Below are 16,384 nucleotides of genomic sequence, written 5' to 3'. Positions count from 1 at the left end.
ATTTACTCCTAAAAGCGAATGCTCGCAGCGACTTGCTGTGCCGTTAACAACGGCAATTCGCCTATTATGGTAATCACATTTTGTTTCTGAGTCATTGTATAAATTGTGCGGCGACCATTTTGAATAGGTTGCTCTAAAGGTTGCCCTTGTTCGGCCTTAGTGACATTCACAGAAAAGGTGAACAAGCCATCACTAAATAATGCGCTTTCAACCTCATCATTCTGTGCGAGACTACGCTTTGAACGTGAAATTTCTTCAAATCCTGGGGGTAAAAAACCCACGCGCCATTTAAATGACGGGCTCGTATTTTGAGGAGAGACTAATAATGGTGGTAAGTTAATTTTACTTAAGTTCACCAAAGAGTCATTTACCGCTTTACTATCTAACACGGTCGAGATCACGCGAAATTGTTCTAACGTTTGATTATTGTTATTAAGAAGATCAACTCGTAGGGGTAACTTGTTCTCTTCATCAATTAACAACACATAATTAAAGCGTGAGTTATCTTTAGAGATAATACGAATAACTAACGACGGCTTATCACCAATATGTGTGCGTCCTGCATCGATAAAATTATAGTATGGCTTAATTTTGTCGTAATCAGCGAACAGCACTGAAGGCAAGTTATCGACAATGTGTTTGCCATTCAAACTAAAGGCATCGAAACCGGGTTCGAAATAACTAATTCGCTCGCCCTTTTGAACAATCTCACGCCGCGTCGAATCCATTTGGATCATCTGAGATATCGGCACATTATTGATGAGTCCATGGCGGTAGCGAACAGGAACGATACTTCTCGGGCTAAAAGACATGAATGACATTTCGTAGGAAAGATTCTGGGCAGCACTTCCCATCTCTTTAAAGAGAACTTCGGCATCTTGTTGAGATGCCGAAGCTTGATTAGCAATAATCAGGCTGCCCGCCAGGCAGATGACGGATAACCACTTATTCATTAGTGCTGTTTAACTCCAGCCGATACCGCTGCTTTATCATCATTTTCATGATATTGCTGATTTAGCATGGAGCGCCTTTCAATTTCATATTGCTGAAGCATTGCATTAACACGCTGATTTTGTTGCTCAACTTGTTGCATTTGTTGCTCGTTACCAAAAAGTTGGCCATCAGAGAAATTTAGGCTTACAGGTGCGCCAGCCCCAACAGGAATAGTGTTAAACACGGGTTCATCAATCATCGACTCATCGGAGTTACTTTGGTTATATTGTTGCACACCAACGATGACGGCAAGAGACACACATGCTGCAACACCAATTTGGGTGATTTGGCTAGCCCATGGGCGAACTTTCTGCCAAAACGGCATACTTCCCCATGTTGCCGGCTCAGGCTGTGACTCAACAACTCCCTGAGGATTAAATTGCACAACTTCATTCTCTAATGCTGCGGCGACCTTACCTGCTATGTCAAAATTCATGACATCAGGGGTGTCGTTACGCAGAGTATCACGAATAAGATGATAGCTCTCCCAACGTTTTTGTAACGTTGAATCACATGAGATAGCGTTAATCAGTTCTACATCTAGAACTTCGCCATCCATCATTGCGGAAAGTTTCTCTCTTTGCATGCCCGAATACCTTCAGTTAATTGCATCACAATTACAGTTTAATACCCTGATTTCGCTATATTGCACGGTGTTGTATTCCAAAAATAACACGAATACAAACAACTTCTAGTGCTGCTGAATCAACGGTTGTACTTTATTATCGATAGCTTCCCTTGCTCTAAAGATACGGGAGCGCACAGTGCCTACAGGGCAATCCATAATCTCCGCGATTTCTTCATAGCTTAAACCATCAAGTTCCCTGAGTGTTATTGCCATTTTTAAATCTTCAGGTAACGACTCAATCGTTCGAAAAACTACCTTCTTCAATTCTTCAGACAACATTAAGTTCTCTGGGTTCGAAATTTCTTTCAGTGCGCCTGCTGTTTCGTAATTTTCTGCATCGCTCGCTTCCAGATCCGACGCGGGAGGGCGTCGATCTTGAGCGACTAAATAATTTTTGGCCGTGTTAACCGCAATCCGGTATAGCCAAGTATAAAAAGCACTGTCACCACGAAACGAGCCAATCGCACGATAAGCTTTAATGAATGACTCCTGAGCAACGTCAGGCACATCCGCTTGTGGCACATAACGGGAAACCAAACTTGCGACTTTATGCTGGTATTTCACCACCAGTAAATTGAACGCTTTTTGATCGCCCTTTTGAACTTTTTCGACCAACATCTGGTCTGTCAGTTGCTCGCTCATTCCTGGGAAAATCTCCCGCAATCAGGCTGTAAATTTGTTAACTCGATCATGTCTCCCTTCCTAAAGCAAGCGTTACTTTGAGTAGTAAAAACAAGTGAAGTTCAATTTAATACATAAAAATAGTAAAAAACTTACAAAAAAAAGATGTTTTTACTGATAAAGGATCCACACGATCCTCAATAATTCACTTTAAGTTCAGATAGATAACCAAGCGTGTTGCGTGTTATCCCCTCTGATACAAAACGGTAAAACAGTACTCAATAGTGAGTCAATAAAATCAGCGTAAGCCCAACTTCAAAAATAGCATTACCAAGTCTGATAGGCTAACATGAAACTTCCAATAGATACTATACTCTAAATACTTCGAGGTGCAGCTAGGCAACAACCAATGAACCGCTAGACGCGTCTACCAGTCAGTGACTCGTACCAGTCATCCTAGCCAACAATACTGCAACTTGAAAGATGGCGAGCATATACAACATGCAAAACACTTATGAACGATTACCCACAGCATTACACTGATATACTTATTATTGGTAGCGGTGTCGCAGGGCTTTCCGCTGCATTACGGCTCGCACCATTTCATCAAGTGACCATCCTAAGCAAAAGCACGCTCAGTGAAGGTGCATCTTACTATGCACAAGGCGGAATTGCTGCTGTTTTTGATAATACAGACAGCGTAGAGTCTCACGTCGAAGATACCTTAATTGCCGGCGCAGGTATTTGTGATCCACAAGCGGTCGAATTTATTGCTTCCAATGCCAAAAACTGTGTTCAATGGTTGATTGATCAAGGCGTATTGTTTGATACTGAAGTGACTGAAACGGGTGAAACACAGTATCATCTTACCCGTGAAGGTGGGCACAGCCATCGCCGAATACTCCATCATGCCGATGCCACAGGCAAAGAAGTTGAGACGACTCTCGTCAATCTGGCCTTTTCCCACCCTAATATTCATGTCAAAGAGCGTTATAACGCTGTCGATCTTATTCGATCTGATAAAATCGACACATCTGGCCAACCGCGTATTGTCGGGGCTTATGTCTGGAATCGACAAAAAGAACACGTCGAAACGATCCGTGCCAAAATCGTCATTCTAGCCACTGGCGGTGCAGCGAAAGTTTATCAATATACCACAAACCCTGATATTTCATCGGGAGATGGTATTGCAATGGCATGGCGCATCGGCTGCCGTGTGGCAAATTTGGAATTTAATCAATTCCATCCAACATGCTTGTTCCATCCACAGGCCAGAAATTTTTTATTAACGGAAGCATTGCGTGGAGAAGGCGCTTATTTGAAACGCCCTGATGGAAGTCGATTCATGCCAGACTATGATCCTCGTAGTGAACTGGCACCAAGGGATATTGTTGCAAGAGCCATTGATCATGAAATGAAACGACTCGGTGCGGACTGCATGTACCTTGATATTAGCCACAAACCCGCGGACTTTGTTCAGAGCCACTTCCCAACTATCTATGAAAAACTAATGACCTTAGGGCTTGATCTGACTAAAGACCCAATCCCTATTGTACCAGCAGCGCATTACACCTGTGGCGGCGTCATGGTTGACCAAAATGGCATGACAGATACCCCCAACCTCTACGCCATTGGAGAAGTCAGTTATACAGGGCTGCACGGGGCTAATCGCATGGCATCCAATTCACTTTTAGAGTGCCTGGTTTATGGCTGGTCAGCATCGGAGCATATTAATCAAACGATCTCACAGGTCGATGATATCCCGATACTCCCTGAGTGGGATGAAAGCCGTGTGCATAATTCAGATGAACAAGTCGTCATTCAACATAATTGGCATGAATTACGTTTGTTTATGTGGGATTACATGGGGATCGTTCGAACAACTAAACGCTTAGAACGCGCCTTACGACGCATCCATCTGTTACAGCAAGAAATTCATGACTATTATGCTAATTTCCGTATTTCAAATAACTTACTAGAGCTTAGAAACCTAGTTCAAGTCGCTGAATTGATGGTTCGCTGTGCGCTGGAACGTAAAGAGAGCCGCGGCTTACACTATACGTTAGATTATCCCGCGTTATTGCCACTCTCAGGTCCGACTATCCTCAAACCTTAATCTCATGAATTAATAGCTAGTCCGTTGGATTAGCTATTAATATTTCAAATAAAAATCACGTATGAGCCGCTGAAAATCTTCGGTATAAATCGTATTATCGGCCTCTTTTAATACTAACGTTGTGATTTGCGCTACCACAGGCTCTCGTTTTAACCCCAATAGCATGCGGTGAAATGGCATCGTGGCTTTGTCACGAATATTCACTCGATAAGCGGTAAACCAGTTATCGCTATGCGCCATTGCTTCAACCTTTTCGCCAACATCATAAGGTAGTACAAGACAAAATAAGCCATCCGGTGCCAAACAGTGCCGTGCACTATCTAATAATGTTTGATGAGTTAACGTGGCAGTATAGCGAGCCTGTTCGCGCTGCTCGCTACTGCATGACACAGATGGCTCAAAATAAGGCGGATTACTGACGATCAAATCATAGTCATGTTGTCTTTGAGTACAAAACTCAACAATATCTTGCGCAAAGACTTGTAACCTTTCACGCCATTGAGATTCGATAAAGTTTTCTTGTGCTTGCTGTGCCGCCGCACTATCCAATTCAACCGCATCAATAATGACTTGTTGATTTCGTTGAGCAAGCATCAAAGCAATTAAGCCACTGCCACTACCAATATCTAAGGCTGTTTTTGCCTGTTGCACGGGCGCCCATGCCCCCAGTAATACCCCATCCGTTCCAACTTTCATTGCACAGCGATCATGTCCCACAAAAAACTGCTTAAAGGTAAAACCGCCTTTGCGATAACTTTTTTTCACGTTATTCAACCACTCTAATTATTTTTTAATCATTCAAATTTTCATTATACGACAATTTTAAAATGCAATATTTACACTTTTCTCACAAAAGAATTCTCATAATATGAGAATATTATTTGAGCCTAAAAATTTTTACTGCTAACTTCGAAAAAAAGGGGGATACCATGAACAGTATTAACCGAACATTAAATATTCTATCTTATATCACTGCTAGTGCGGTTCCCGTCACTCCACAAGTGATATCCAAGGCATTGAATATTCCTGTTTCGACTGTTTATCGACTACTCGCCATTCTCATAAACTGGGAATTTGTGACTTATGCTAAACAATATGGTACCTATACTGTTGGTGCGCAGAGTATCAAAACTCAAGAAAAATACTATCACCACAGCCTGTTAATGAATTCATCAAAAATAGAACTGCTATCACTGAGTAAAAAGACACAAGAAACCGTCGCAATTATTACATCAAATCTGTGCGAGACCATCTGTGTTGACATGATAGAGAGTTCACAAGCACTACGCTGTTCCTTTGTCATCGGGCGAGGCAATACCCTCATCAAAGGGGCGAGTGCAAAAACATTGCTCGCGTTTCGCGACGAAGAATATCAATCATTAGTGTTTGAAACCCATACAGAACAATTGCAATCACCCGGCAGTATACAGCAGTTAAAACATTCACTCATGCAAATACGCCAGCAAGGCTATGGCATCTCATGTGGCGAAATAGATGAAGGCGTTTTAGGTGTATCCGCACCTATTTTTAAAGGCAATGATGTTATTGCAGTTGTTTCTGTAATGGCACCGGAATTTCGTTCAACTCATCGAATTGACGAATTTATCGCTGAGACCTGCAAAGCAGCTCATAACATGACCAAACTCATTAATCTGGAGTAATTATGGCAGCACCTTTTATTTGGCAAGGCCGTACTGATGGTGATACCGAAGAACACCTACGGATCCATCAAGTCATGAATAAAAATACCCCTGCACAATTTGCTTTAATTGGCTTTGCTTCCGATGAAGGCGTTAAACGTAATAAAGGACGACTAGGCGCTAAAGCAGGACCTGATGCTATCCGCCAGCAACTTGCAGGTCTACCACTGCATCAACCTTTAGCGATTCGAGATGCAGGAACGATCTATTGTGACGATGGCCAATTAGAATCAGCACAACGCCGTCTTTCGGATGAGCTCATCACGATTTTATCATCGAAACAAACCCCTATTGTTTTAGGGGGAGGACATGAAGTGGCATTTGCCAGTTTTCAAGGACTGTTTGATTTCGTTAAACAGACTCAACCAACGAAAACCATTGGCATCATTAATTTTGATGCCCACTTTGATTTACGTTCAGCGCCAATAGCAACATCTGGCACGCCATTTTTACAAGCGGCACAATTATGCGAACAGCATAATCGCCCTTTTCATTATCTCTGTCTTGGTATTGCCGATCATGGCAACACTAAAGTGTTATTCGATACGGCGGATAAATTAGGTTGCCAATATATTCGTGATAAGGCACTGACCGCTTCTCAATTACCTAAAGCCATAGAACAAGTTCAACAATTTATTAATCACGTCGATTATTTATATGTCACCGTTGATCTTGATGTTTTTTCTGCGGCAATCGCTCCAGGCGTTAGCGCCCCCGCGGCGAGAGGAATTAATACAGAAACATTCGAACAATTATTTTCAGTCATTAAAACGAGCAAAAAAATTGCGGTATTTGACATTGCTGAATGTAATCCAGAATTTGATATTGATAACCACACGTCAAAATTAGCAGCTTATTTGATTTACCAATTTTTATTCTAATAAACAAACACAACAACGCGACTGATAAATATACCGTTCAATACATTTGTAACCCAATAACCATAACAGTAATTGAAACAATACTGACAAAAAAATATCGCAACAGTTTTAACATTAAAGTTTATTTTTTGACGTTAACCACAAAATAAAAATTTAAAACTTGAGAATTAAACTGTTGCGAAAGGGTAGCCGAATACTTCTTTAGAGACATTCACACTGTGGCTAGAGCGTAGGCGTGTCGCCAAAAACGGCAAATGGCGAGAACGGTTATAGATTACACAGGGAAACATCCATATGACATTACAACTCGATACATTATCTACACTCCTCCTTACGGTACTGTGCCTCCTAATGGGCATTCACTTAAAAAAGCGTATTGAATGGTTACAACGCTTTTGTATTCCATCACCTGTTATCGGTGGCTTTTTAGTGAGTCTCATTATTTGGGGACTGAAATCCTTTAATTTGGCTGAAATCCATTTTGATACCAGCCTACAGACTTTTTTAATGGTTGCTTTCTTCACAACAATCGGGATTGATGGCAGCTTCCGTATTCTAAAAAGTGGCGGGCGTCTACTGTTTATCTACTTATTTATTTGTTGGTTTACCGTATTATTCCAAGACACCTTTGGTGCCGGACTCGCACATTTATTAGATATCAACCCCGTCATTGGCGTGATGGCAGGAGGCGTCTCTTTAACTGGTGGTCATGGTGGTGCAGCCGCATTTGGTCAAATGGCCGAAGGCTTAGGTGTACAATCAGCAACAGTTGCCGCCATTGCAGCAGCGACTTTTGGTTTAATTACTGGCAGCTTATTAGGTGGACCAATCGCCTCTTTCTTAATCAAAAAGCATCGTGTGACTATTCAAGCCGATGAGACCGTCACCAGTCCAAAAGTCACCGAAACCATTTCAAGTAAAATTGAATCTATTGATGCCCATGCCTTTTTAAAAATGTTGGCATTAGTATTAGGTATCATGGTCATTGGGCAATTTGCGTCAGCACAATTTACCAAAGCGACGGGCTTCTCTTTACCCAGTTATGTGGGAGCAATGATCATTGCGATTGTCATTCGTAATATCAACGACCAAGTTCATCTATTTAAAATTAACCAAAAATCTGTCGATTTAATTTCTGAAGTTTCTCTCGGCCTATTTTTAACCATGGCAATGATGTCCCTTAAGATTTGGGAACTGAAAGATGTTGCCTTACCCCTCTTTATCATTCTTTTTGCTCAGGTCGTGGTATTAATTCTGTTAGTAGTATTCGTTATCTTTAGACTCCTCGGCAAAAACTACGACGCTGCCGTTATGTGTGCAGGATTAATGGGGCACGGATTAGGAGCGACCCCGAATGCAATGGCAAACATGTCTTCCGTGTGTGAACGCTATAAGCAAGTTTCCATGAAAGCCTTCATGATTGTTCCATTAAGTGGAGCTGTACTCATTGATTTAGTGGGTATTCCTTACCACACTTGGTTAATTAACATCCTCAGTTAATCTTCTTGGGCATGCGTGCTTTTCACCTCGGAAAAGCACGCTTTCTGGCAATAAGACTGCCCGTTAAACGCTAAAACAGGTACACTTTGCTAAAAGATCTATATTTTATAATGAACAATTTGGCTAACCTGTTTATAATCAGCGCCCCAAATAGAGGTATATCATGACTGCAACCACATTTTCTGAACTTGAATTAGATGAAAGCCTGATCAACGCGCTGGCAGATAAAGGCTATGAACGCCCTACTGCAATTCAGGCAGCCGCTATCCCTGCGGCGATGGATGGCCGTGACGTTTTAGGTTCAGCCCCAACTGGTACAGGGAAAACCGCGGCATTCTTGCTACCAGCCATCCAACATTTACTTGATTTTCCAAGAAAAAAATCAGGCCCTCCGCGAGTTCTTGTATTAACGCCAACTCGCGAACTCGCGATGCAGGTTGCAGATCAAGCAAAAGAATTATGTGCACATAATCATCTTGATGTCGCGACAATCACTGGTGGTGTCGCCTATATGAACCATGCTGAAGTCTTTAGCGAAAACCAAGATATTGTTGTTGCAACAACAGGTCGCTTACTTCAATACATTAAAGAAGAAAATTTTGACTGCCGTGCTGTTGAAATTCTCATTCTTGATGAAGCAGACCGTATGCTCGACATGGGCTTTGCTAATGATATTGAAACAATTGCGGGGGAAACACGCTGGCGTAAGCAAACGATGCTGTTTTCTGCGACTCTTGAAGGCGAGGCGATTCGTGACTTCTCCGAGCGTCTGTTGGAAGACCCCGTTGAGATCGACGCTGAATCTTCCCGCCGCGAACGGAAAAAAATACAGCAATTTTACTATCGTGCAGATAATTTAGAACACAAAACCGCCTTGTTATGCCATCTCATTGCACAGAGCGATGTGACGAAATCAATTGTGTTTGTTCGCAAACGTGAACGTGTGCGCGACGTTGTTCAGTGGTTACGTGATGCGGGTATTGAGCCTTGCTATCTTGAAGGAGAAATGGTTCAAGCAAAACGTAATGAAGCGGTTCGCCGTTTAGTTTCAGGCCAAGTCAAAGTTCTTGTGGCTACCGATGTGGCCTCTCGAGGTTTAGATATCGAAAATGTCAGCCATGTGTTTAACTTTGATATGCCACGGACTGCTGACGTTTATCTGCATCGTATTGGTCGTACCGGTCGTGCTGGCCGAAAAGGTACCGCGATTTCACTGATTGAATCACACGATTACCCTTTATTCGGTAAAGTGACACGTTATATTGAAGATCCTATAAAAATGCGTGTTGTCGATTCTTTACGTCCATCAACTAAAGCACCTTCTGCATCAATGATGAACAAACCAAAACCATCTAAGAAAGTGCTCGCTAAACGTAAAGAAAAGAAAAAAGAAGAAGAATCGAAGAAAAAAGCTAAAGTCCGTCATCGTGATAAAAAGAACATCGGTAAACGCCGTAAACCCGTGACAACAGCTTCAGAACCTAGTCATCAAAAATCTGAATAAATGACTTAACGGGCTTAGGCCCGTTTTTTGATTACGACATTTTGGCCATCAATCTTTCGCGTATTATACGTCCTTGTGAAGATAACCAGTCAGCCTTAACCATATGATTTTTTAATACATCGCGACAGTTATACCCTCGGTGATTTTTAACCCTCCAATCAGCACCTTTATTTAATAAATACTCTGCGACGGATAACGCATGACTACCTAGCGCATCATGTAATGGTGTATTCCCAAAGTCATCAACGACATTCACCGCAAATCCGCTTTGCAACAACACTTTCGATTGTTCCAACCTGCCTGATTGAGCTGCAAGGTGTAAATAGCTTCGATTGTCGGCCAAATGTGTTTTTTTGATTTCCTTGGCATAGAAAGAATTCAGCAAGATTTGCATAAACTCAGGATCTGTTGATCTGACGGTATAACTGACTAATTCATCAAACTGCGCCGTTTTATTGCTAATTGCGACTAATCTTGAAAATTCCGTTATATTCCCTTGCCTAATACTGTTTTCACAACAGTTTTGCCAGCATTCGGTATAATGATCATGGCTGGATGATACGTTACAACTAAACTCCTCTAATTGCTTATCAAAATCATCATTAACAACCTTTTGATAATTTGACCAAGGCGCAAAATGACACATCATTTTGAGTATTTTAGGCATCGTATGAGCAATAAAATTACGAGTCACTATGCGATGAGGTAACCAGTCACGCCATGATTTCCTGTCATCATAATAATCTAACAGTATTCGACTCCCTAATGCGGATGGAAAAGGCGATAGCGATTGTAGTAAATCTAACCAATCGTAACGAACAACATAAAAACACGATAAACCATTTTCTGCCATTTTTTTCGCTTCTTGATAATCCATCCCAATCTGCCGTAACGTATTTTTGGCAATTCCTGCTGGCGTATATCCAATACAGGGGGTTTGGCTAGCTAAGGAAGCAAAAGTTGCAAGCCCTCCCCCTAAAGAATGACCGACACAGATCATATTTCCTTTTGACGCGTTAAATAACACATTAGTTAAATTAACCGCTTGAAAATATTGAGGTTCAAAGCAACCAATCCCTTGCCGTATATCCGCATAAAAATCAATGAGCTCATTTGAGCCAGCAAAGCTAATAATATATAAATCATTCATGCGACAAATATGCGCTTCAAAGCCTGTCGCCTTATCAGATAACAGTCTTGGATCAACGCCAATGTCACTCAGTTGCTGATGGTTAAGACGCTCAACACCATATCTATTTTCCCAATCCGAAAAATAAGCGCCATACGCAATTAACCCCATCAAATAATCATAATTTTGTGGATCACGACCAAAAAATTGCTGAAATGATAATTGTTCTGGCTCCTCCATTTGATGAGCACACTGTGGCAATGACCCCTTCTTCTTCAAATAAATGCTGATGATTTCTTGGATCATAGCAATTTGATTATCAGGTTCAATTTGCATATTTTGGTTAATTGAGGACATAAAGCCTCCCAAATAATGGTGATAGGAAACAACATTAAAAGGGAAAATCCAGAAGGGAAAAAGAATGTACTTTGTTAGATGGGCATAAAAAAGCCATTGAATTCAATGGCTTTATAAATTAGTTATAGGCTAATACTTTTATCTTGAACAATATCGTTATTACAGGCTTTCAGTGAAAGTACGAGTAATAACATCACGTTGTTGTTCTGGCGTTAATGAGTTGAAACGCACTGCATAACCCGAAACACGAATCGTTAATTGTGGGTATTTTTCAGGGTTTTTAACCGCATCTTCTAAAGTTTCACGGCTTAACACGTTGACGTTTAAATGCTGACCACCTTCAACACGGACGGTTGGTTTGACTTCTAAAGGCACTTCACGATACTCAAAAGCACCGAGTTCATCTTTAGCCACAATTTGCCCTTCACTGTAATCTGCTTTTGCACAGACACAACGTGCTTCATTTTTCTCTTCATCAAGTAACCAAAAAGAGTTTAATAATGCAGCATTGTCAGTTTTAGTAATTTGAATACCTGTAATCATGTCGACCTCCACGCTCGAGCAGGATTGAGATCAATCCCATCATTTGACTGTCAGTTAAATATTTGGTCTAACCAATTTCTCTACACATTATATACCAGCAAGAACCTAGGGCTTCTTTGATATTTATCAATAATTTCCAGAGGGAATTAACGCTCATTAACTCAACACCATGTTTTAAATCAATTTTTATCTTTTATTAAAATCAATTTTTTTTGCTGTTTTTAAACTATTTTTTAATGATTTAAGCGAAAACTCATCTTTATCTCTCGTAACTTAACCAGTAAGCTTATAGCTATAATTTGGTTGTTATAGGAATTTTCATGTCAAATACTCCAACTTGGCACGATGTTATTGGCTCAGAAAAAACACAAAGTTACTTTAAAGACACTCTCGCCTATGTGGCGAATGAACGTCAAAACGGAAAAATTATTTATCCGCCTCAACAAGATGTGTTTAATGCCTTTAGATATACCGAGCTCGCTGACGTTAAAGTCGTCATTTTAGGGCAAGACCCTTATCACGGCCCAGGGCAGGCTCATGGCCTATCTTTTTCAGTGCTACCCGGCATTAAGCCCCCCCCTTCATTAGTCAATATGTATAAAGAGTTAGAAAAGGATATCCCAGGTTTTAAACGCCCTGATCACGGTTATTTACTCAGTTGGGCTAAACAGGGGGTGCTTTTACTCAATACCGTATTAACGGTTGAACAAGGTAATGCGCATTCCCACGCGCATTTAGGATGGGAAACATTTACAGATAAAGTGATTGCCGCAATTAATGAGCACAGAGAGGGGGTCATTTTCTTATTATGGGGCTCACATGCTCAGAAAAAAGGCAAGATCATTAATACTAAACGCCATCATGTATTAAAAGCACCGCACCCTTCTCCACTCTCTGCGCATCGTGGCTTTTTGGGATGTGGACACTTTTCACAAACGAATGCGCTGCTACAACAACAAGGTCTCACCCCAATAGATTGGACTCCCGTCATTGAAGCGTGACGTTTTATCGCCATAAAAAAACCGGGTAACACATAAGTGACCCGGTTTCATCATTCACGCGACCTTATTTAGAGACGATAACCATTGCCGGTCTTAACAAACGACCGTTTAATAGATAGCCCTTCTGCATCACGTCAATAACATGGTTTGGTTGATGATCAGGCGACTCAATCATCGTCATAGCCTGATGTATTTCAGGGTTAAATGCCACATTAGATTCACCAACCACTTCAATGCCGAATTTACCTACAGCATTTAAAAATGATTTCAGTGTCAAATCTAAGCCCTCTAACATCGCCTTCGACGTTTCACTTTCGTGATCCGCGGCATCAATTGCGCGCTCTAAATTATCGATAACAGGCAATAACTCGTTAGAAAACTTCTCAAGCGCAAATTTATGTGCTTTTTCGATATCTTGTTCTGTACGGCGACGAATATTCTCAATTTCAGCTTGCGCACGTAACATCGCTTCACGCTCAACTTTTTGTGAAGCTGCGAGTTGTTCTTCAAGCTCAGCAATACGCGCTGCTAACGCTTGCACCTCTGCCTGTGACTCAGCCTGCTGCGCTTCTTGCTCTTGCTCTGACTCCGATTTTTGGACTTCATTCAGCTCAGGGGCTTGCTCATCATGCATGTTTTGTTCTTTACTACTCATGAATATCTCCGCGTATTTAGCATTAATCCCATTTATTAGAGTATTATGGGGATATAAAACAGGGATTCAAGGGACGTCATGCAATGAGAGGCCAAAAAATTATGCGTCAGGATAAAAGCACGCACCAAACCATTTTTCGAACCATCGGTATCGTTGGTCACCCACGCCACCCCGAAGCTTTGGCTACCCATGAATTAATCTATAATTGGCTATTATCTAAAAATTATCACGCCATTATTGATAAGCAAGTTGCCAAAGATTTAAAACTCCAAAATGCGAATACGGGAAACTTAACAGAGATCGGTCAACAAGCAGACTTAGTGATTGTTGTTGGAGGCGATGGCAACATGCTGGGAGCCGCCCGAATTTTATCCCGTTACAATAACAAGGTGATTGGTATCAACCGCGGCAATCTTGGTTTCCTTACCGACCTTGACCCAGACAACGCTTTGCAACAACTTTCACGGGTTCTTGATGGTGAATACCGAGAAGAGCAGCGTTTTTTACTTGAAGCTCAAGTCATCAAACCAAACCAAAAAGCGCGTAAAAGTAGCGCGATTAATGAAGTGGTTCTCCACCCCGGCAAAGTTGCTCATATGATTGAGTTTGAAGTCTATATTGATGATCGTTTTGCCTTTTCACAACGCTCAGATGGCTTAATCATTGCCACACCAACGGGGTCGACAGCATATTCGCTCTCTGCCGGAGGGCCTATTCTGACACCTAATTTAGATGCGATTGTACTCGTTCCGATGTTTCCTCATACCCTGTCATCACGCCCACTGGTTATCAGCAGTGACAGCCGTATCCGACTTAAATTTTTACGTAGTAACATTGACTATGAAGTGAGTTGTGATAGCCAAATTATGTTACCCATCCAAGATGGTGAAGAGGTTGTTATACAGCGTAGTAACAAAAGCCTTAATCTCATTCACCCTAAAGATTACAATTATTTCAATACATTAAGTTCAAAATTGGGTTGGGCTAAAAAAACTTTCTAATTTTTTTCATCTGCCTCTTTACTGTATAAAAAAACAGGATACACTGTATACAAACACAGGTGTGTATTTTTACAGGAGAGCGCAGATGCTTACCCAACTTACCATTAATAATTTTGCTATCGTTCGTGATCTGGAAATTGATTTCCGTAGCGGTATGACCACAATTACAGGTGAAACTGGTGCAGGTAAATCTATCGCTATTGATGCACTTGGTCTGTGCTTAGGTAACCGGGGTGATGCGAATATGGTCCGCCCTGGCGCACAACGAGCTGACTTATGTGCGCGTTTTTCCTTAGTGGATGCCGATATGGCGGCTAAATGGCTTATCGCTCACGAACTGGATAATCATAATGAATGCCTCTTACGGCGTACGATCACGTTAGATGGCCGCTCTCGTGGTTTTATCAATGGTACTGCTGTCCCTCTTTCTCAATTACGTGAACTGGGTGCCTTACTGATCCAAATTCATGGCCAACACGCGCATCAACTCCTCTTAGATAATACACACCAAAAATCATTACTGGATGCTTATGCAAATCAGCAAGCACAACTTGCTAATATGAAACAGGCTTGGCAACAATGGCATCACTCCTGCCAACAACTCGCCATGTTTCAAAAACAGATGCAGGAGCGTGAATCACGCCAACAGCTTTTGGAGTATCATTTAAAAGAGTTAAATGAGTTTAACCCTGTCCAAGGGGAATTTGAAAGTATTGAACAAGAATATAAACAGCTAGCTAATTATGGGCAATTTTTAACACTCGGACAAAATGCAATGCAGATTATGTCCGAAAATGATGGCGTTAATATTTTAAGTTTACTAAATAGCGCAAAACATGAGTTAACTGAGTTAGCCACTCTGGATACTAAGTTTTCTAGCTTGTTGGATATGCTCGAGGAAGCCTCTATTCAAGTGAGTGAAGCAAGCGATGAACTAAGGCATTATTGTGATCAATATGAATTAGATCCTAATCGTTTGTATGAACTTGAACAACGTATCTCAAAGCAAATTCATCTTGCTCGTAAGCACCACATTATGCCTGAAGCGCTACCTGAGCTATACCAGCAATTATTAGATGAACAGCAAAAGACTGCGGAGCAAAATGATGACTGTGAAATGCTCAGTGAACAAGTACGCCGAGACCATCAACATGCGCTTGCCTGCGCTCAACAGCTACATCAGGTTCGTGTCGAGTATGCTCAAGAGCTCAGTCAGTTGATCACAAATAGTATGCATCAACTCTCCATGCCCCATGGTCGCTTCACCATCGATGTCACATTCACCCCCGACCATTTGCAAATCGATGGTGCAAGCAAAGTCGCGTTTAACGTCACAACAAACCCAGGGCAACCGCATCAATCACTCGCGAAAGTTGCGTCAGGGGGCGAGTTATCACGTATTGCCTTAGCAATCCAAGTGATCACCGCGAAAAAAATGGATACACCAGCCCTAATTTTCGATGAAGTTGATGTCGGAATTAGTGGCCCTACCGCCGCTATTGTTGGTCGACTACTCCGTGAATTAGGTGAATCCACTCAAGTCATGTGCGTGACACATTTACCTCAAGTTGCAGGGTGTGGACACCAACATTTTTATGTCAGCAAAGAAACAAATGGCGTAGAAACAGAAACTCGGATGCAATTGCTAGATAAAAAATCACGTTTACAAGAACTTGCACGTTTATTAGCGGGCAGCGAAGTGACCAAAAATACACTGGCGAATGCAAAAGAATTACTCGCAGCATAAATTTTGAC

Annotated in this window: 15 protein-coding genes; 8 read left to right on the top strand and 7 right to left on the bottom strand. The window is 41.6% G+C overall.

The window, feature by feature from the left end; all coding sequences use genetic code 11:
• Positions 1 to 8: 8 nt before the first annotated feature.
• The 3 genes from rseB to rpoE form a co-directional block, all read right to left on the bottom strand.
• Positions 9 to 953 carry a sigma-E factor regulatory protein RseB gene (gene rseB / locus M1F03_RS07165; protein WP_154624303.1) on the bottom strand — a complete coding sequence of 315 codons (945 nt, stop codon included), beginning with the start codon at positions 951 to 953 and terminating at the stop codon, positions 9 to 11.
• A complete protein-coding gene (gene rseA / locus M1F03_RS07160; RefSeq protein ID WP_154624302.1) occupies positions 953 to 1,579 on the bottom strand; it encodes an anti-sigma-E factor RseA in 627 nt (208 codons plus the stop codon). The genes rseB and rseA overlap by 1 nt, the downstream gene beginning before the upstream one ends.
• Before the next feature lie 105 nt (positions 1,580 to 1,684).
• Positions 1,685 to 2,263, bottom strand: coding sequence for an RNA polymerase sigma factor RpoE (gene rpoE / locus M1F03_RS07155; protein ID WP_154624301.1), 579 nt, complete (start codon positions 2,261 to 2,263; stop codon positions 1,685 to 1,687).
• 493 nt (positions 2,264 to 2,756) lie between these two features.
• Here rpoE and nadB point away from each other — a divergent pair, with 493 nt between their 5' ends.
• The gene (nadB, locus tag M1F03_RS07150; protein WP_251463892.1) at positions 2,757 to 4,358 is read left to right on the top strand and encodes an L-aspartate oxidase; all 1,602 of its coding nucleotides are present in this window, start codon (positions 2,757 to 2,759) and stop codon (positions 4,356 to 4,358) included.
• Positions 4,359 to 4,394: 36 nt separating this feature from the next.
• On the opposite strand, the gene trmN is transcribed toward nadB, so the two are convergent.
• Positions 4,395 to 5,123 (bottom strand): tRNA(1)(Val) (adenine(37)-N(6))-methyltransferase TrmN, encoded by a 729-nt coding sequence (trmN, locus tag M1F03_RS07145; RefSeq protein ID WP_163861007.1) that lies wholly within the window; start codon positions 5,121 to 5,123, stop codon positions 4,395 to 4,397.
• Positions 5,124 to 5,287: 164 nt separating this feature from the next.
• Here trmN and M1F03_RS07140 point away from each other — a divergent pair, with 164 nt between their 5' ends.
• From M1F03_RS07140 to srmB, 4 genes are all read left to right on the top strand, one after another.
• Complete coding sequence (locus M1F03_RS07140) at positions 5,288 to 6,019, top strand: IclR family transcriptional regulator (protein ID WP_154624298.1); 732 nt, start codon at positions 5,288 to 5,290, stop codon at positions 6,017 to 6,019.
• Positions 6,020 to 6,021: 2 nt separating this feature from the next.
• Positions 6,022 to 6,939, top strand: a complete 918-nt coding sequence (hutG, locus tag M1F03_RS07135) for a formimidoylglutamase (RefSeq protein WP_251463890.1) — start codon at positions 6,022 to 6,024, stop codon at positions 6,937 to 6,939.
• 294 nt (positions 6,940 to 7,233) lie between these two features.
• Positions 7,234 to 8,439: a sodium/glutamate symporter gene (gene gltS, locus M1F03_RS07130; protein ID WP_154624296.1), complete on the top strand. Its 1,206-nt coding sequence runs from the start codon at positions 7,234 to 7,236 to the stop codon at positions 8,437 to 8,439.
• Between the two features lie 163 nt (positions 8,440 to 8,602).
• A complete protein-coding gene (gene srmB, locus M1F03_RS07125) occupies positions 8,603 to 9,943 on the top strand; it encodes an ATP-dependent RNA helicase SrmB (RefSeq protein ID WP_154624295.1) in 1,341 nt (446 codons plus the stop codon).
• Between the two features lie 31 nt (positions 9,944 to 9,974).
• Here srmB and M1F03_RS07120 read toward each other — a convergent pair whose 3' ends face one another.
• Positions 9,975 to 11,429: an ankyrin repeat domain-containing protein gene (locus M1F03_RS07120; RefSeq protein ID WP_318840110.1), complete on the bottom strand. Its 1,455-nt coding sequence runs from the start codon at positions 11,427 to 11,429 to the stop codon at positions 9,975 to 9,977.
• A gap of 159 nt (positions 11,430 to 11,588) precedes the next feature.
• Positions 11,589 to 11,972, bottom strand: coding sequence for an autonomous glycyl radical cofactor GrcA (grcA, locus tag M1F03_RS07115; RefSeq protein WP_154624293.1), 384 nt, complete (start codon positions 11,970 to 11,972; stop codon positions 11,589 to 11,591).
• A 320-nt stretch (positions 11,973 to 12,292) separates the two neighbouring features.
• Between grcA and ung the strand changes: the two genes are divergently transcribed.
• Entirely contained in the window at positions 12,293 to 12,973 is a 681-nt protein-coding gene (ung, locus tag M1F03_RS07110) for a uracil-DNA glycosylase (RefSeq protein WP_154624292.1), read from the top strand.
• Between the two features lie 64 nt (positions 12,974 to 13,037).
• Here the strand turns inward: ung and grpE are convergent, their stop codons facing one another.
• Entirely contained in the window at positions 13,038 to 13,628 is a 591-nt protein-coding gene (gene grpE / locus M1F03_RS07105) for a nucleotide exchange factor GrpE (protein ID WP_154624291.1), read from the bottom strand.
• Positions 13,629 to 13,729: 101 nt separating this feature from the next.
• Here grpE and nadK point away from each other — a divergent pair, with 101 nt between their 5' ends.
• Both nadK and recN read left to right on the top strand, forming a co-directional pair.
• The gene (gene nadK, locus M1F03_RS07100) at positions 13,730 to 14,629 is read left to right on the top strand and encodes an NAD(+) kinase (protein WP_195848186.1); all 900 of its coding nucleotides are present in this window, start codon (positions 13,730 to 13,732) and stop codon (positions 14,627 to 14,629) included.
• Positions 14,630 to 14,714: 85 nt separating this feature from the next.
• Complete coding sequence (recN, locus tag M1F03_RS07095) at positions 14,715 to 16,376, top strand: DNA repair protein RecN (RefSeq protein WP_163861005.1); 1,662 nt, start codon at positions 14,715 to 14,717, stop codon at positions 16,374 to 16,376.
• Positions 16,377 to 16,384: the final 8 nt, after the last annotated feature.

Origin of the sequence: Providencia sp. PROV080 (assembly GCF_033688105.1) — a bacterium.
GTDB lineage: Bacteria > Pseudomonadota > Gammaproteobacteria > Enterobacterales > Enterobacteriaceae > Providencia > Providencia zhejiangensis.
This window is presented reverse-complemented; position numbering and strand designations above follow the sequence as displayed.

Bases quoted from the DNA above. Each gene is read 5' to 3' on its own strand.
- ung (WP_154624292.1), top strand. From the start codon at position 12,293: ATGTCAAATACTCCAACTTGGCACGATGTTATTGGCTCAGAAAAAACA.
- rseB (WP_154624303.1), bottom strand. From the start codon at position 953: ATGAATAAGTGGTTATCCGTCATCTGCCTGGCGGGCAGCCTGATTATT.
- grcA (WP_154624293.1), bottom strand. From the start codon at position 11,972: ATGATTACAGGTATTCAAATTACTAAAACTGACAATGCTGCATTATTA.
- rseA (WP_154624302.1), bottom strand. From the start codon at position 1,579: ATGCAAAGAGAGAAACTTTCCGCAATGATGGATGGCGAAGTTCTAGAT.
- M1F03_RS07140 (WP_154624298.1), top strand. From the start codon at position 5,288: ATGAACAGTATTAACCGAACATTAAATATTCTATCTTATATCACTGCT.
- M1F03_RS07120 (WP_318840110.1), bottom strand. From the start codon at position 11,429: ATGTCCTCAATTAACCAAAATATGCAAATTGAACCTGATAATCAAATT.
- hutG (WP_251463890.1), top strand. From the start codon at position 6,022: ATGGCAGCACCTTTTATTTGGCAAGGCCGTACTGATGGTGATACCGAA.
- nadB (WP_251463892.1), top strand. From the start codon at position 2,757: ATGAACGATTACCCACAGCATTACACTGATATACTTATTATTGGTAGC.
- grpE (WP_154624291.1), bottom strand. From the start codon at position 13,628: ATGAGTAGTAAAGAACAAAACATGCATGATGAGCAAGCCCCTGAGCTG.
- nadK (WP_195848186.1), top strand. From the start codon at position 13,730: ATGCGTCAGGATAAAAGCACGCACCAAACCATTTTTCGAACCATCGGT.
- rpoE (WP_154624301.1), bottom strand. From the start codon at position 2,263: ATGAGCGAGCAACTGACAGACCAGATGTTGGTCGAAAAAGTTCAAAAG.
- recN (WP_163861005.1), top strand. From the start codon at position 14,715: ATGCTTACCCAACTTACCATTAATAATTTTGCTATCGTTCGTGATCTG.
- gltS (WP_154624296.1), top strand. From the start codon at position 7,234: ATGACATTACAACTCGATACATTATCTACACTCCTCCTTACGGTACTG.
- srmB (WP_154624295.1), top strand. From the start codon at position 8,603: ATGACTGCAACCACATTTTCTGAACTTGAATTAGATGAAAGCCTGATC.